Genomic DNA, 17,473 nt, shown 5'->3' on the forward strand with positions numbered 1-17,473 from the left:
GCTTACACTCTTTATCTTCTAACAATCAAATGGGAGGTGCATCTCACTCGTGAGATCGAATACTGGTAGCATATAATGCCTTTAGTAAAAATTCATTACCCCGCAGTACCCACTTCTAGATTACGCCAATCACAGGGCTCTGATAATGCAGTTAAAACAAGTCGTTCGCCCTCAAATGATTGACGCCCATGCGCTACAGATAAATTATCGACCATTAGAACATCACCCTTATGCCAATCAAATGTAACCTGTTCGTCTAAATATATCTGCTGTATCAAAGCGACTACGTCAGGATCAACATGTGTGCCATCGCCATAAAAGGTGTGATACGGATATTCATTTTCTGAGAATGACTGCATAATCATCGTCTGCATTTGGGACTCTAATGTGTATACATTAAATGGTAGGAAATGGTTACACCAACAAGGCTCTTTTGTATTTGGGTGAATGGCAACAACAGGGCGAATTTGTTTAGTATTGAGCTTAATGTGGCTTTTCTCATCACCCCACTGGAAATCAATCTCATGTTCACCACAATATTCTTCAACTTCTTTTTTATTCTCTGTTTGAAACGCCCATTGCCATTCAACGTAGACGTACTCCATAAAGTTACGCTGATATAAGTAACCCTCAGCCATAAAGCGCTCTTTAATTTCAGCTGGGATTTTAGCGAAAATTTTCCGCGTATCAGCTAATGGTGTACACCCCCCCTTCTGCGCAACCGTATGGCTGTTGAAATATATATTTCGTGGAAAAACTAAATTAAAAGATTGTTCATTGTGAAGAAATATCTCACCTTCTTTCGGGTGCGCAGTAGAAGTGAAAACATTACCTTCAACCCGATCTCGCTTCAATTGCCTCTCCAAATAATTGTCCATTGGAGAACTACTGCTCAATGTCACAAAGTCTTCAAATTTGCTGGCTGTATCGATATTAAAACCCCTGAATAAAATTGCACCATATTGGTCTCTCAGCTCTTTTAATAAATCCTCATTAATCAAAAACCAGTCATTCAAACTCACACTTTCATCAATTGCGTGTATGACTAAAGGTAATTTTTTTGCTGATAGAAAGCCAACTTTTACTTTATCATCTTCTAAAAGACCAAAATCCTCTTGTGTATCCATGATATTTTCCTATTTACCGTAAATCAATTTCCTTGGCAAGAAACCAAACCTTTTCTTTTAACGACTATAAAAACTTACTTAATAATCGAATTAGATAGCCAAGTTACTTCGTCATTGTGAGCAACAACAAGGTAAAGCCTAGTACAATAATCTCTTGATTTAATAACACTGGGCTGTACCGTTGAGTTAAAACATAAATGTGTTTAAATCATCTAAAGCACTAAAGAAATGTTCAATTTCAGACTCTGTATTATATAAATATGTAGATATTCTCAACACCTGCGACCCAGCTACAGACTCAATATAAGGCTGTGCACATAAGTGACCATTCCTACACATAATGCCATACGTATCACTAAGTACTCTCGCGATATCATCTAACTTTGGTTGTGAAGGGATGCTAAAGCTCAATACCGCCCCTCGATCACAATCACTATCTGGCTGAACTACTTGAATATAATCTCGTTCCAATGCCATGTTCAGCATTTTCTTACCCATATAAGTGTCATGGGCAGAAATAGTGTTATACCCGATCTCATTGATATAATCAATTGCTGCAGTCAATCCGTATGCACCTGCTATATGAGGTGTTCCCGCTTCAAGTCGATGCGGTAACTTTCGTAAACGAAACTCCTCCAAGTCTACCCAATCAACCATTCCCCCTCCATAATTTACTGGAGTCAACTGCTCTAGCATATCTTTCTTACCATACAATACCCCAATACCAGTCGGCCCTAGCATTTTATGAGGTGAAAAAGTTAGGAAATCAATATCTAGCTTTGAAACACTTACCTTACGATGTGGTACTGACTGAGCCGCATCCACTAACACTATCGCCCCCACTTCTTTCGCTGCTTTTGTCATTTCTTCCAACGGGTTGTAGATGCCAGTGACATTTGAACAATGTGTTATTGCAACAACTTTTGGTTTTAGCTTTAACAGCTCATAATAATGCTCTAAATCCAAACCACCAGCAGGTAATACTCGGACAGTATCTACACTCGAACGAGCCATCCAAGGCAATAAATTTGAGTGATGGGAATCAGCACAAATTAAGACTTTATCTTCTTTTGTCAAACTCAAACCAGCTGCAACTAAGTTAACGGCTTCTGTCGTGTTTCTCAAAAAAACTATTTCATTACCTGCGCATGATAGTAGCTCTGCGGTTTTATACCTCGCTTCTTCATATCTATTTGATACCAATTCAAGGCTATAGCTTTTGCCTCTATGTACATTGGATGATATACCTGAATAATATTCAGTCGTTGCATCTATCATTGCCTGTGGCTTCAATGATGTTGCTGCACTGTCAAGATATACCACTCGGCGACCATCTATTTCCGTTTTTGTACCAGGAAAGTCATTCGCGATTTTTATTGTTAATTCTTCTTTAAACATGACTAATTAGTCCTTTTACATATTGATATTTACCAGATCTTTCTGCTGAAATATAGTTGACGACACTAACATCGACTCGAATGCCTGTTTCAAACTTTTCTTGAAGTGAATTAGCAATATACTGTTCACTTCCTTGTTCATAATTTTCATTGACTATTATTTTTAATAGGAAGCTATTTTCCGTAGTTTGCTCTATCTGATATAGTTCTAACCATTGAGGCGCTCCAATCAGCCTGTCGACCTGATTAGGCGACAAAAAAGGCAGCCCGTCTTTAGATAAGAAATGAGATAATTTACCTTCCATAATTATCTGCGGTCTATCACTTCCACACTCACATTGGCCTTCTATGACTGAAACTATGTCTGCCGTACGATAGCGAATATGTGGTGAAGCGCCTTGGTCGATACTAGAAATACAAAGCTCTTTAAACGAGTCAGGAAGTGCCTCTCCATCTTCCAAATCCACATATTCAAAAAAGAAGCTATCATCATTTACATGTAAATGACCATGACTGCACTCCATAGCAACCCAACCAAACTCAGTTGATGATAAAAGCTGGCTATACATATTCGGATCGGGGTAAAACTCTGTAATTTGTCTTCTACTGCATGCAGTCGTTCCAGTGTATGCACCTATTATCGGTATCTGAGGCGGCATTAACCCTCGTTTCTTATATTCCCTCAACAAAAATGCAAAGTGTGTTGGATCGATATAAAAGAGATCGGGTTGAAACGTTTCAATTTCCTCGATTGTTCTATCAATCATTGCCTCTGTGGTCGTAAGGAGGTCATGATAAACAGGTAAAACTAGCGTATTATCGGCCAACGTCCTATCTTCAATGCTACTATTAGGGTTCGCACACTCAACATCAGAGCAATTAGGGGCCGCATACCTCGCAATCTTTCTGTCTAACTTTGTAAAAATTTCTAAAATTACTGGATTGATTTTTGTACATGATACTGCTCGGTTAAGTAAATTCATACCCATTTCTATCGTAATTAGTCTTTCACCTGTTGAACCTGAACTTCGGCTACTGGTAACCATAGGGTGATTAATAACAAACCCTTTGGCTAAAGTTCCAATCGGAAAGTTTTTCCTGTAGTCAGCCTTATCAGTAAACGGGATGTCATCTACATCTTGGATACCTTGAATTTTCTCTAGTTCAATATTATTTTCTGAGAAAGATTTTTTATAGAATCCGACATTATCATTCGCATACCTCAATTCCTTTAAAAAACTATTAAAGTTTTTCATTCTATAGCTCCGTTACTATTTTACTGTGTACATGAGCCAGTTTTTTATTTTTATTATTAATACAAACTGGCTGTAGTTCTATTAACCGTAGATTGAGATGTTAACCCCAATCCACTTCCTCGAAATCTTCATTTTGATCTGCACCCGAAATATTGAGCTTATCAGCTAACCACTCAATTTGACTCTCTAACGTGAGCAGTGAAAATAACTCCCTAAGCTCCAGTGAAACCTCAAAAGTTTCCTTTATTTCGGCAATCAATTTCATAGCTAATAATGAGTGTCCACCAATTTGGAAAAAGTTGTCTTTAACATCAACTTCATCTAAATTCAAAACTTGGCACCAAATTTTAGATAGCTGCTCTTCTATGGTGCTAGATGCTAACGATGTCGAATTTATAGCCCCCTCACATTTGATCTGACTTTCCAAGAAATCAATTTGACTCGAAAACGTTAACAGTGAGAATAGGTCTCTGAGCTCCATATTCACATCAAATTCTTCTTTAATATCTCCAATCAACTTCATTGCTAATAATGAATGTCCGCCCAGTTGGAAAAAGTTATCACTGTCTGAGATACTTTCAACTGATAAGATTGAGCACCAAATATTACGTAGCTTCTGTTCAATATCACTGTCGTGAGATAATACGTTAGGTAGATTTCCCCTATTACTAGGTTTAATTTGCTTTAACAGATTAAAATCAACCTTACCCCCTGGTGTTTTAGGGATTTCATCCACTGGTATATATTCATCCGGCATCATATAGCCTGGTAAACTTTGACTTATTTTACTCTCAATACAGTCAGAGTTAGACTGCTTTTTGGTGACAAAGTAAGCCACTATTTTAGTATTAACACCTAAGTCTTTACCATTAATTGTCACCGCCGCATCAATTATACTATCTATACCTCGAATATGGGCAGCAACTTCTCCAAGCTCAACTCGGTAACCCCTCACCTTTACTTGGTCATCATTTCGAGAAATAAACTGAATATTACCGTTAGGCAAATATCGCACCAAGTCCCCAGTTCTAAATAGCGACTTATTTTTATCCCATGGGCATGGAATAAAGCTATCATGTGTTAATTCATCGCGATTCAAATATCCGCTAGCTAGGCATTCCCCTGCTATATAAAGTTCTCCGATTGCACCTTTTGGAATAAAGTGTTGCTCGCCATTTAAAATGTAAAGCTGAGTATTAACCGTTGGCTTACCGATAGAAATAGGCTCTTTCGCCAGTAGTTTGGTAAACGCGGCATTAACCGTTGCCTCTGTTGGGCCATAAGCATTAATTACACTACGATTAACTCTTTCACAATAGCTATGTAAATCCTTGACTAATACTTGACTAATATTATCACCACTCACAATAAGATCAACCGCGATATCGGAAGCTATAAGCTCAGGCAATACGAATTCCATCAGTAATGGCGTGGCATTAAATACCTTAATATCATTATTCTTGATCAATTTTGCTAACGTTGCAGGGTGCTTTACTTCATGCTCTGTCGGTATAACAACTGTATTACCGAGAATAACTGCAATTAGCCCTTTTAACGATGCATCGAATGCATAAGATGATACCCATAACCACCCATTATCACCTTCCATATTAAAACCATCCAATTGTTCTTTAAAAACATAGTAAAAGTTTAATAAGTTTTTATGAGTATTTAATACACCTTTTGGCAAACCGGTCGAACCAGAAGTATAAATTGTATAAGCAACGTCAGTACTAAGTTTATTGGAAATCGCGGGTTGCATTTTACTCGTATCAATATCACTTTCTATATTAAGTAATTTCCCAGCAAAAAAAGATATCTTATCATGCGTATCACTATGGTATATTATCGTATTTATTCCCGCATCTTTAATTATCATCTCATTTCTACGGCGGGGGTTTCCAGGTTCTAGGGGTATATATGGAACCCCAGCTTTCAACGCTGCTAACATTGCCACCACAGTGTCAATACTTCTATTTAAATATAATCCAATATACTCACCTGCCGGAGTCGTATTTAATAATACGCTGGAGAGTGCAGTTACCCTTCGATCTAACTCAGTAAAAGTGAGCTCCTGCTCCTCACAAATTAATGCTACTTTTTGAGAATATTGCTCAGCGGTTTTGCTAAATAATGATGAAATACTTTCACCCTCTAGGCTCTGAACGTTTCCACCCGCTAATAATAATTGCTCTTCGACATCACTCGGCTCAGCGCAAAGCAGTGTGGATACCTGAACACTATCATCTTCCAATACTTGCTCAAGTAAGCTCGAATAAAAATCCACAAACCCCATGATGGTATCTTTTTCAAAAATGTCAGTACTATACAGTAACCCAACATCAACACTATTTTGGCTCCAGAATACTTGGAAACTAAGATCAAACTTTGTCTTCGTTTCCTCCATTTTTAACTCTGAAATACTCAGCTCATCAAACTCAAAGTGCTCACTTTCATTCCTAAGTAATGTAAACCTGATTTGATGAACTGGGCTAAATGCTAAACTGCGTTCATGACCTAACTCGTTGACGATCGTGCTATAGTTTATTTCACCATTGGCCAATGACTGAACATAATCTTTTTGTACCTCAGACAAATATTCTTTAAAAGTAGACTTGTCATCGACATCAAATCGCATCAACATTGTATCCGAAAAGCACCCTAGCATTGGTTCAAGCTTTTCATGATTTCTTTTATCTATTGGAGAACCCACGATTATATCGTTTGTTTGTGAATACGCACTCAATAATATTGAAAAGACCGTTTCATAAAATAAATTAACGGTAATACCTCTGTGTTTACAATAAGCATCGACCTTGGCGGTCAATGCTGCAGGTAGAGTCGACCTTTGAAAGTCTCCTGCAAAAGTTTGCTGCTCAGGCCTTGGGTGATCTAACGGCAAATTATGTACTACAGGCATACCCTTAAGTTTATCTTGCCAGAATGCTAGTTGGACTTTTAACTGCTCACTACTAACATCCCTTTGCCATTGAGCAAAGTCTGAATATTGAAGCGTTAACTCAGGCAGATCCGTCAAGTTCCCCAGCTTAATTGACTGATAGTTCTCAAAAAACTCTTTCAGTAATATGTTGCTTGAATGATTATCAGATGCTATATGGTGTAAAACAACGACAAAAACTCCCACATCTTCTTGTTTTTGTATCCATGTACCCCTAATCATTAAATCTGACTCAAGATCAAATGCAGTTAAAAACTCCATACCAACTGCATCCTTAACCATACGTTCTTTCGATGCACTTGCCTCCTTTGAAAAATCAAGTACCTTAAGCTCAAGTCCAGTATCATACTCATTAACTCGTTGAAATGGGCCATCACTGTTTTCATGGTACGTCGTTCTTAGAATATGGTGTCTTTCAACAACTCTCGATAAAGCAACCTTCGCAATCTCTAAATCAAAACTTCCCTGTATTTCTACAGCAAAAGGAACGTTATAGTGAGTTGATGATTCCTCTAGCTGATCTATAAACCAAAAACGCTCTTGTTCATATGATAAAACTAACTCTCCATTATTCTCGTTATCCACTTTAAACGGTGCTTGATAAATAGTATCAGAAGAGTCATTCTCCATTAAAAACCTAATTATTTCTTCTTTGTGGCTCACAATTAAAGACTTTAATTCGCTCGGAAACTCACCCTTAATTAATTTGTATTTTAACAGCCCGCTTTCTTGATACAGTACAACCCCTGCATTTATCGCATTTGAAATTATTTGCTTTATATTCATAACACCCCCTCCTCTATTACGTCCTCAATTTGTGTGTTGTCCCTAATATCTTTTAATACAAGCCGGTTTTCAATTAAATCAGCCAATGATGAAATTGTTGGATACGTAAACACATCTTCCATACCTATTTCGACTTGATATAAGTCTTTGACTCGCCGGACAACAGACAATACGGCAATCGAATGCCCTCCTAACTCAAAAAAGTCAGCCGTTACACTTAAGTTATCTGCATTCAGCTTCAATAACTCAGACCATATAGTTACCAGCTCCTTCTTAGTCTTTGTATCCGGAGCGATATAGCAACCTTGTGAGCCAACTCCCCCCGATTCAGGTAATGCCTTACGGTTAATTTTCCCATTCGGAGTTAATGGCCATTCCTGCACTATTTCAAATACGCTTGGGATCATGTATTCAGGTAATGCTGTTTTTAGTCGCTCTTTAACTTGTATGGCATATTCAGCAGTAATATTTTCCTCATTCTCAAATACAGCCTGCTCAGGCTTCACATATGCAACTAAGTGGTAATCATCAGACTCATTTTTTTTGGCAGCAACCAAAGCTGACTCTACCCCTTCTTGAATGCTCAATTGATACTCGATCTCACCTATTTCAACTCTATACCCCCGAATTTTAACTTGATCATCAATTCGCCCAATGTATTCCAAGTTCCCATCAGGTAAATAACACGCTAAGTCACCCGTTCTATATAGCCTTAAACTTGCCCCTTTTTGATTAGAGTCATAAAAAGGATTATCGATAAATTTTTCTGCTGTGAGCTCGGGCTGATTTAAATACCCTCTAGCTAAACCATCACCACCTACATATAACTCTCCGACAGTTCCAACTGGCAATATACATAACTGCTCATTAAGTATATAAGCTTGCGTATTGTCCATAACCTTACCAATTGGTAACTCAATTGGTAATGACTTTATATTGGCAGTTACATCATAAATAACACACCCAACCGTTGCCTCTGATGGTCCATAATGATTATAGATTTGACTCTTTGGAAATGCTTCTTGCAACTTTAAGGCTAAATCACTACTAAATTTTTCACCGCCTATCACAAATACATGTTCCTGTTCATAGCAACGTTCACCTAACACGATGAGCATGCCTTCTACATGTTTCGGGGTCATTCTCAATAATGCATTACTTTGTTGCGTCACTTCTTTTGCAAGATCGTTAACGACATTATCTTGAGCTAATAATTGAACCTTACCTCCAGTCAATAAAGGAATATATAAACTCGGCACACCAATATCAAAACCATGTGATGTCACAAGCATAGATCCCAACAGCGAGTCGCTATAGTAATGTGTCATGCCAAAGTTTAAGTAGTCCATTAAACTATGATGGCTGATTTCAACACCCTTAGGTTTCCCTGTAGAACCTGAAGTATAAATTACATAAGCAACATCTGAGGGCGACGCCTTTTCAAGTTTATGATCACAACTATAACTATCTAACCAATCTAAGCTTTCATCTAGTAAACAAGTTTTTACACTACTTTGTGGAACTCGTGATTGTAATGCTGAATCAACAAAGACCAACTCAACATTTGCATCTTCTATAATTTGCCCGTTGCGCTTTTCTGTATTGCTGGGTTCAAATGGAATATAAGCTGCACCTGAATTTAATACACTCAGTAAACAGACAAGAAGGTTTGGTGAGCGCTCTAAACAAACTCCAATATAGCTTCCTTTTCCAATTTTCTGCTCTTGTAGATAATGTGTCAACCTATTAACTTTCTCATTCAACTGTTGATATGTCATGGTTGCGTCGGCATGTTTAATTGCAATGTTATCCGGATGTTCAGCGGCCTGCCTTTCAAATAAAGTATTAATATTTTTCGTATTAACTGAACCGGACGGTGTCTCATTTAAGACATTGACTAAGTAGTTCACTTCCGACTCTGACAATATAGGTAACTCATACGTCTTTGTCGAACTCACTACGTTTGCCAACCCATTCAGTAACCTAGCTAAATGATCATCCAACTGTTCAATATGTGCCTGAGTAAATATCGCAGTGTCATAAGTCCAGCGTAAATCAACTCCTTCTTCATTGATACTCATATTGATATTGAAATCAAATTTAGCCTGCACGAAGCTAGACTCTAACGGGCTAAGCTCTACGCCAGGTAAGTTAAATGATGCAACCTCTTCATCACTATTTAACCCCGAATTCATATTCGTGTTAAGTACAATTTGTACAAGTGGCGTATGAGCTGTGCTTCTTGGTACTTTTAACCTTTCAACTATTTGTTCAAATGGTGCATCCTGATTAGATTGCGCATCCAAATGTACCTGTTTTACATGTGCCAAATAGTCTTCTAACTTTTCATAGTTCGTATTTAATCGTAATATTAGTGTGCTTACAAAAAAGCCTATCACCGGAGTCAGCTCTGCTTGTAATCGATTTGCTATTGGTGTCCCAACCACAATATCCGCACTATTACTGTGGCGAGATAGCACTAGAGCTAAAGCACTATGAAGCAACATGAAAGGAGTCAATTGGTTTTGTTTTGCTAGCTTATTTAAGCCACGTGCCACTTCAATTGGCAGTTGACGAGAAACTATAGCGCCTTGATATTCTTTAACCTCAGGTCTGGGTTTATCCAAAGGCAACCCATGTACTAAAGGTACATCAGCAAGCTGTTGCTCCCAATAGCTTAATTGCGACTCTAGTACTTCGCCCTTTAACCATTCTCTTTGCCATTGTGCATAATCTGAATACTGAATATCAAGTGCAGGTAATGGATTCGCTCGGCCTTCTGAGAAAGCTTGGTATAGCACAAAAAACTCTTTCGTTAGTACATCGACCGACCAACCATCCGTAGCAATATGGTGCATATTAAACAACAGTACACCTGATTGAGATATACCAGAACTCGCATTATGATCTCTAAGATTAATATAGTTTGCACGGACCATTAAATCTTCTTTCAGATTAAATGCTAGTGCGACATCTTCTGCGATAAACTTTTGTAGTGCATCATCTTTTTCACCATCAGGTATAAATGAGAAATCATGCCTACCCAAAGAAAAAGCGAATTCTTGACGAATATGCTGTAAAGCTTCCTCACCTTCTTCAACATAAACAGTGCGTAGTACTTCATGGCGCTCAATTATCGTATTGAACACTCGCTCAACTAGACTAATATTAAGCGGTCCATCAACTTTAAATGCGGCTGGCATGTTATATTCCGCAGACCCTCCTTGCAATTGATCGATCAGCCATAGGCGCTGCTGCGCAAAAGAGACTACCGCCTTATCACTTGTGCGTTTAATTGCTTTAATTGAACCACGACTATTTTCAACATTTCCAGAGTTAATAATAACCTTAGCTAAATCTTGCAGGATAGGGGTAGAAAATACAGTTTTAATTTCAAGTTCAACCCCCAGGTGCTTGCGTATCTCAGACGATAAGCGCATAGAAAGTAGAGAATGCCCCCCTAGTTCAAAGAAACTCGCTGTAACACTGATTTTATCTTCAGGTACATCTAATAACTCAGCCCAAACTTTCACTAACACCTGTTCAGTATAAGTTTCAGCTTCTTTATATTCAACGTTTAGCATTGCATCACTAGGGTCTGGTAAAGCGTTGCGATTAATTTTACCGTTTGAGTTCAAAGGCCATAAATTCATTACTACAAACGCGTCTGGTACCATATAAGCTGGCAAAATAGTTTGTAAACTCTTTCTTATAGATTCCGTTAATACAACTTTCATCTCATCGCTTTCGTCTCCAGGCAGCTCCGATACAGGTTTAACATAAGCAACCAATTGCTGAGTACCTAAATTACTCCCCTTTACCATCACTAGGGCAGATTCAACTTCTTTTAACTTACCCAATTGGTGTTCGATTTCTCCAAGTTCAATCCTAAACCCACGAACTTTTACTTGGTCGTCTATCCGACCTAAATACTCAAGCTCGCCATTTGACAAGTAACGGACGAGGTCTCCGGTTCTATATAACCGCTTACTGCTATTTAACGTAGCGGCATCATAGTATGGGTTATCTATAAACCGTTCTGAAGTCAACTCTGGTAAATTAAGATACCCTCTCGCAACCCCATCCCCACCTAGATATAGCTCTCCAGCAGTACCTCGAGGCACAACATTTTTATTTGCATCTAAGATATACCCTTGGCTATTTGAAATGACCTGCCCAATACTCGGTGCACTCAATACTGCTTTATCAAATTGTGCAAAAGTAGAGTACGTCGTATCTTCCGAAGGGCCATATAGATTATATACGGTCATATCGTTACTCTGTGCAAATATATCATTTACTAAGTTAGCTGAAAGAGCTTCACCTGCTAAATTAATAACTTGGGTGGTTTGAGGGATCGCATGGTTATCTATGAGTGCCTGCATAGCTGAGGGAACTGTATTAATCAATGTGACATCTAGCTCACTTGGCCCATGTAAGTCCATAACATTATTAACTATATGTGCTTTTGTACCTGAAATTAGTGGCAAAAACAGTTCATATACAGATAAGTCAAAGTTCAGCGACGTTGACGCTAAAACTGAAGACAACACATCTGAACTATATATTGATTTCGCCCAAAATAGCATTGCTAATGTATTCTGATGTTCAATTAACACACCTTTAGGCTGGCCCGTTGAGCCTGAAGTATAAATCACATACGCCAAGTGTGCCGCAGTTAAGCCTAATTCATCAACACGTATATTATGAGCCGGGTACTTTGCAAACCCTACAGGACTTTCTATGCCACCTAAATTGTCAACATAAATCATTTCACCAGAAAATTCAGGCAACATATTGCGCAAACTAGAATGAGTTATCAGGACATTTAACTCTGCATCTTTGAACATGTAACTTAAACGCTCTTGTGGATATTCCGGATCAAGGGGCACATATGCCCCTCCAGATTTAAGAACAGCAAGTATTGCAATTACCATTTCTAACGACCGATCCACACATACACCGACTAATGTATCTGGCATAACGTCTTGCCGTGCTCTAATACAATGCGCCAGCTGGTTGGCTCTATCATTTAATGTTGCATAAGTTAAATCCTGGTTTTCAAAGGTTAAAGCAATATTATTCGGTGTGGCTTTAACTTGCTCCTCAAATATCTGATGAAGACATTTAGACTTAGGGTAATCCACTTGTGTACTATTGAAATCATTCAATAACGATGTCACTTCTGTATCCGATAACATTGATAACATTGGTACTTTTTTGTTTACAGAACTAGCTTGAGCTAAGCTAGTCAAAAGGTTTGACAAATGAGAATTAAGTTGCTCAATATGTGCTTTCGTAAATAAGGCCTTATCATATATCCAATCTAATTTAATACCCTTTGCACTTATGCTCATGTCGATGCTCAAATCAAATTTGGCTTGGATTAAATCTGATTCTAGAGGGCGTAAATCAACACTAGGAAGTGCAAATGATGCTAAGTCATCTTCACTGTTTAATCCGTAGTCTGTGCTGGTAGTTAACATAATTTGAAATAGCGGTGAATGAGCCGTTGTCCGTGCGACTTTTAAACGCTCCACAAGTAACTCAAATGGTACATCTTGATTTACCTGCGCGTCTAAATGAACTTGCCTTACATGTGATAAATAGTCACTCAAATCATCATGTGCCGTATCAATCCGTAATACAAGCGTATTAACAAAGAAACCAATCAAAGGTTCCAGCTCTTCTTGCATACGGTTCGCTACTGGAGTACCGATGACAATATCTGAGTTATTACTATGGCGTGATAAAACCAATGCAAGTGCACTGTGCAATAACATAAATGGTGTGAGTTGATGCTCTTGACTAAGCTTGCTTATCGCTTGCGCTGTACTTGCTGGCAGATTACTACTGACCTTTTCACCAGCATATTGTTTCACCTCAGGTCTTGGCAGGTCTAAACGTAAGCTGTGTACTGAGGGTAACTCATTAAGCTGCTGCTCCCAATAGGCTAGTTGCAACTCTAGCACGTCACCTTGTAACCACTCTCGTTGCCAATACGCAAAATCCTTATATTGTATTTCTAGCTCTGGTAACGGACTTTCCTTTCCCTCCGCAAAGGCCTTATACAATGTATAAAACTCTTTCGTTAAAACTTCTATAGACCAGCCATCGCTGACTATATGGTGCATATTGAATAACAGTATGCCTTTGCCTGCGGTCAAACTCACATAGCTAGCACGAATCATCAGATCGGACTGTAAATCAAATGGTTTCTCAACATCTTCAACTATCAACCGCTGCAGCGCTATATTTTGTGCCTCATCAGTTAAGTGAGACAAATCAGCAAGTGTTAATTTAAACTCTGTCTCTTTACGTGTAATTTGTAGAGCTTCTTTTTCAGAATAGACTGTACGCAATATTTCATGGCGCGCAACAATGGTACTTAGCGTTTTTTCAACTAACGATGGCTTCAAATCCCCCTCAACTATAAATGCTGCTGGCATGTTATATTCTGCTGAACTCCCTTGCATTTGGTCAATAAACCACAAGCGCTGCTGCGCAAAAGATAGGGGGATCTCATCGCTTTCTTGTTCCATCGCAACTATGGTACCTCGGCTAACGCCACCTTTGTTCTTCGCAATAACCCCCGCAATCCCTTTAATAGTTGGCGCAGAAAACAAAGTATCAATATCAATTTCAATTTCAAAGTGCTTTCGTATTTTCGATAATAAACGTATAGACAATAAAGAATGACCACCTAATTCAAAAAAGTCAGCTGTAACACACACCTTATCAGCCTCTAAATTTAGTAGCTCTGTCCATATATCTAACAACTCCTTTTCAACATCGCTTTCTGGGGCAATACATACTGCTTCTATAATGCTCTCATTGAGTTTGCGTAATGCACTTTTGTTTATCTTACCATTAGGCGTTAATGGCCATTCATCTACTAATACGATGCTTGCCGGAACCATATATTGCGGTAATGCATCTTTTAAGTTCATATCAACAGTGTAAATTAATTCAGTTGTCTCACACGTGAGTCCCTCTGTAGAAGCCTTCACATAAGCCACTAAATATTTATCACCGCCTTCATTCTCTTTGGTCATTACCAACGCAGAGTCAATAGTCGATTGCATGGATAAATGATATTCTATTTCACCAAGTTCAACTCGATAACCCAATAGCTTTACTTGGTCGTCTATACGTCCTATAAACTCTAAATTACCATCTGGTAGTAAACGAACTAAGTCTCCTGTTTTATATAAACGCTCACTGGTACCTGACAGTGCCGAGTTAAAATAAGGGTTTGCAATAAAGCGTTCGGCAGTAAGCTCCGGGCTATTCAAATATCCCTTAGCAAGCCCTGAGCCTCCGATATACAATTCACCTACCACTCCCGTCGGCAATATACACTGCCTTTCATCTAGAACATAGGCTTGTGCATTTGCCATCGCCTTACCTATCGGCAGTTCCTGTGGCAAGTTAGTTATATGTGCAGATACATCATAAATGATACACCCAACTGTAGACTCTGAAGGCCCATAGTGATTGTATATCTGGCTGTTTGGGAATGTAGTTTGTAATTTTTCTGCCAAAGCACTATCAAAACGCTCACCCCCAATCACAAAAACATGTTGATTAGCACAAACATCTTTGTTTAATAATAACAATACTCCTTCAACATGTTTGGGAGTCATTCTCAATAAAACGTTATCATCATTAATAATTTCTTTCGCTAAATCGTGTAATACATCCTGCTGCGATAGTAGCTTAACGGTGTCCCCAACCAATAAAGGAAGGTACAAACTTGGCACACCAATGTCAAAGCCATGAGAGGTTACCAAAAGAGAGCCGCATAGCGTGTTTTCGTAATAATGCTTCAACCCATAATTCAAATAATCCATTAAGCTCGCATGACTAATTTCAACACCTTTCGGTTTTCCTGTCGAACCTGAGGTATATATAACATATGCAGTATCATTTGGTTCAATATGTTCATTTGGGTTAGATCTACTGAAGGTTTCTAACCAACTTACATTCTGTTCAATAACAAAAACATTAACTCTTTTATTTGGCACTTCAGATAATAAGGTTGGGCTAACGATCATTAACTCTAACTGTGTATCATCTATTATTTGCTGGTTTCTAACTTTCGTATTATTTGGCTCAAAAGGTATATATGCTGCGCCAGTTTTCAAAACAGCGAGTAAGCTGACCAATAAATTAACAGAGCGCTCCAAATAAACACCGACATACTTATCTTTACCAACCCCTTGAGATATTAAGTAGTGCGCCAAGCGATTTGCTTGCTCATTGAGTTCTTTATAGGTCAAGTGTCGCTCACCCGACACCACCGCGATATCATTCGAGTGATTTAATGTACGCTGCTCAAATAAAGCATGTACAGGTTCACTTTGTATATACTCTATAACATCGCCACGTGCATATTCAAGCTGTTGATCAACCTCACTTTTCGTTAGTAAGTTCACCTGACCAAGTATCTGATTATCATCTTTTAACACAGAGCGAATCAAAGTATTAAAATGACGAGCCATACTCTCAATTAAGTCTCGATCGAAGAGCTCTGCCAAATAATGCCAGTCTAACTTTATCTCCCCATCTGATTCTTCACCCTTTAAATACAAATCAAACATCACATTATTTTGATCATAATGTGTCACAGAACAGGTGAGATCTTCAAATTCAAGTTCAGGTATTTCATTGTTTTGTAGGGTAAACATCACCTGAACTAATGGATTGCACGATGAAGTTCGGTCATACCCTTCTACAATTTCATTTACAATCTCCTCAAATGACACCTGCTGATTTTCCATTGCAGTAAGGACATTATTTTTACTCTGCTGCACCCCTTCACAAAAGCTCTGTTCCAAGTCGATGCTATGCCTTAATGTCAAGGTGTTAACAAAATAACCTATTAATCCAGCTAACCGATCATCCCCCCTGTTACCCACAGGGGTTCCTAAGACAATATCATGGCTTTGGCTATAGCGACTCAACAGAATAGCAAACATGTACTCCAAAAATAGAAAAACGGTTAATCCATTAGTCTGGCAATATAGCTTAAGAGCATTTACTGTTAAGGCATCTAAAGTATTAGAAACTGTCGATAAGTTATATGTATCCTTTATCTGTCGGCGTTTAATAGGTAACCCATGCATTACTGGGGCATCGGCCAAATAGTCTCGCCAAAAACTCATTGCATCGTTATGTTGCTGAGTCTCTAGTTTCTGTCTCTCCCAAACCGAAAAGTCCGTATATTGTGCTGGCAGTTCTGGGAGCTGGTTTTCGCTCTTGCCAGTAAAGTACGCATAGTACTCCTTTACTTCGTTGATGAGTACACCTAGTGACCAGCCATCTGATGCTATGTGGTGCAAAACAAGTTTAAGCGTATAAATATTGTCAGCTGTTTTAAATAATTTAACGCGCAACATTAGATCTTTAGCTAAATCAAATGGCATTAACCTAATAGTATCTGTTTGATCAGAAATTATTTTCTCTTGTTGCTCACCGGATAAGCCACTCACATCTTCAAAAGGTAAAGAGAAGTTTGCTCCGACTTGCACTTGTTGGTAAATCGCACCGTCTTCTTCAAAAAATACAGTACGCAAACTATGATGACGCTCAATTATTGCCTTAAAAGTTTGTTCTAACGCCTTAATATTTAACTCACCGTTAAACTCAATTGAACGATAGAAATGATAGCTGTCAGCTAATGTATGCATAGAGCTTAATAGCCACATTTGTTGCTGCCCAGGTGAAGCCAACAATGACTCTCCAGGCTGAATGTTCACCACTAATTTTTCCGAACTAGGCTCTTGTAGTAGCTCTACTATATCAACTTTGAATATCTTGAGTTGCTTGATAATATCAGCTGTTAAGACTCCTTTTGGAGCATTAACTTTAAGTTCTTCATTTTTTAATGAAAACTGAATTTGCTTTGTACGGCAAATATCTAAAAAATCACGTAGTTTCATGTTT

General features: G+C 38.4%; 5 protein-coding genes. All 5 read right to left on the minus strand.

Features of this window, described 5'->3' with window-relative positions:
• Positions 1-95 precede the first annotated feature (95 nt).
• Positions 96-1,127 carry a TauD/TfdA family dioxygenase gene (locus PCIT_RS17080; protein ID WP_010366006.1) on the minus strand — a complete coding sequence of 344 codons (1,032 nt, stop codon included), beginning with the start codon at positions 1,125-1,127 and terminating at the stop codon, positions 96-98.
• 186 nt (positions 1,128-1,313) lie between these two features.
• The gene (locus PCIT_RS17085) at positions 1,314-2,525 is read right to left on the minus strand and encodes an aminotransferase class V-fold PLP-dependent enzyme (RefSeq protein WP_010366004.1); all 1,212 of its coding nucleotides are present in this window, start codon (positions 2,523-2,525) and stop codon (positions 1,314-1,316) included.
• A complete protein-coding gene (locus tag PCIT_RS17090; RefSeq protein WP_010366002.1) occupies positions 2,518-3,780 on the minus strand; it encodes a phenylacetate--CoA ligase family protein in 1,263 nt (420 codons plus the stop codon). The genes PCIT_RS17085 and PCIT_RS17090 overlap by 8 nt, the downstream gene beginning before the upstream one ends.
• A gap of 100 nt (positions 3,781-3,880) precedes the next feature.
• A complete protein-coding gene (locus PCIT_RS17095) occupies positions 3,881-7,525 on the minus strand; it encodes a non-ribosomal peptide synthetase (RefSeq protein WP_010366001.1) in 3,645 nt (1,214 codons plus the stop codon).
• Positions 7,522-17,469, minus strand: coding sequence for a non-ribosomal peptide synthetase (locus PCIT_RS17100; RefSeq protein WP_010365998.1), 9,948 nt, complete (start codon positions 17,467-17,469; stop codon positions 7,522-7,524). Before PCIT_RS17100 ends, PCIT_RS17095 begins: the two co-directional genes overlap by 4 nt.
• Positions 17,470-17,473 lie beyond the last annotated feature (4 nt).

This window comes from Pseudoalteromonas citrea, assembly GCF_000238375.3.
GTDB lineage: Bacteria > Pseudomonadota > Gammaproteobacteria > Enterobacterales > Alteromonadaceae > Pseudoalteromonas > Pseudoalteromonas citrea.

What these genes read in the sequence shown, in the direction of transcription:
- PCIT_RS17100 (WP_010365998.1), bottom strand. Translation starts at nt 17,469, where the DNA reads ATGAAACTACGTGATTTTTTAGATATTTGCCGTACAAAGCAAATTCAG.
- PCIT_RS17095 (WP_010366001.1), bottom strand. Translation starts at nt 7,525, where the DNA reads ATGAATATAAAGCAAATAATTTCAAATGCGATAAATGCAGGGGTTGTA.
- PCIT_RS17090 (WP_010366002.1), bottom strand. Translation starts at nt 3,780, where the DNA reads ATGAAAAACTTTAATAGTTTTTTAAAGGAATTGAGGTATGCGAATGAT.
- PCIT_RS17080 (WP_010366006.1), bottom strand. Translation starts at nt 1,127, where the DNA reads ATGGATACACAAGAGGATTTTGGTCTTTTAGAAGATGATAAAGTAAAA.
- PCIT_RS17085 (WP_010366004.1), bottom strand. Translation starts at nt 2,525, where the DNA reads ATGTTTAAAGAAGAATTAACAATAAAAATCGCGAATGACTTTCCTGGT.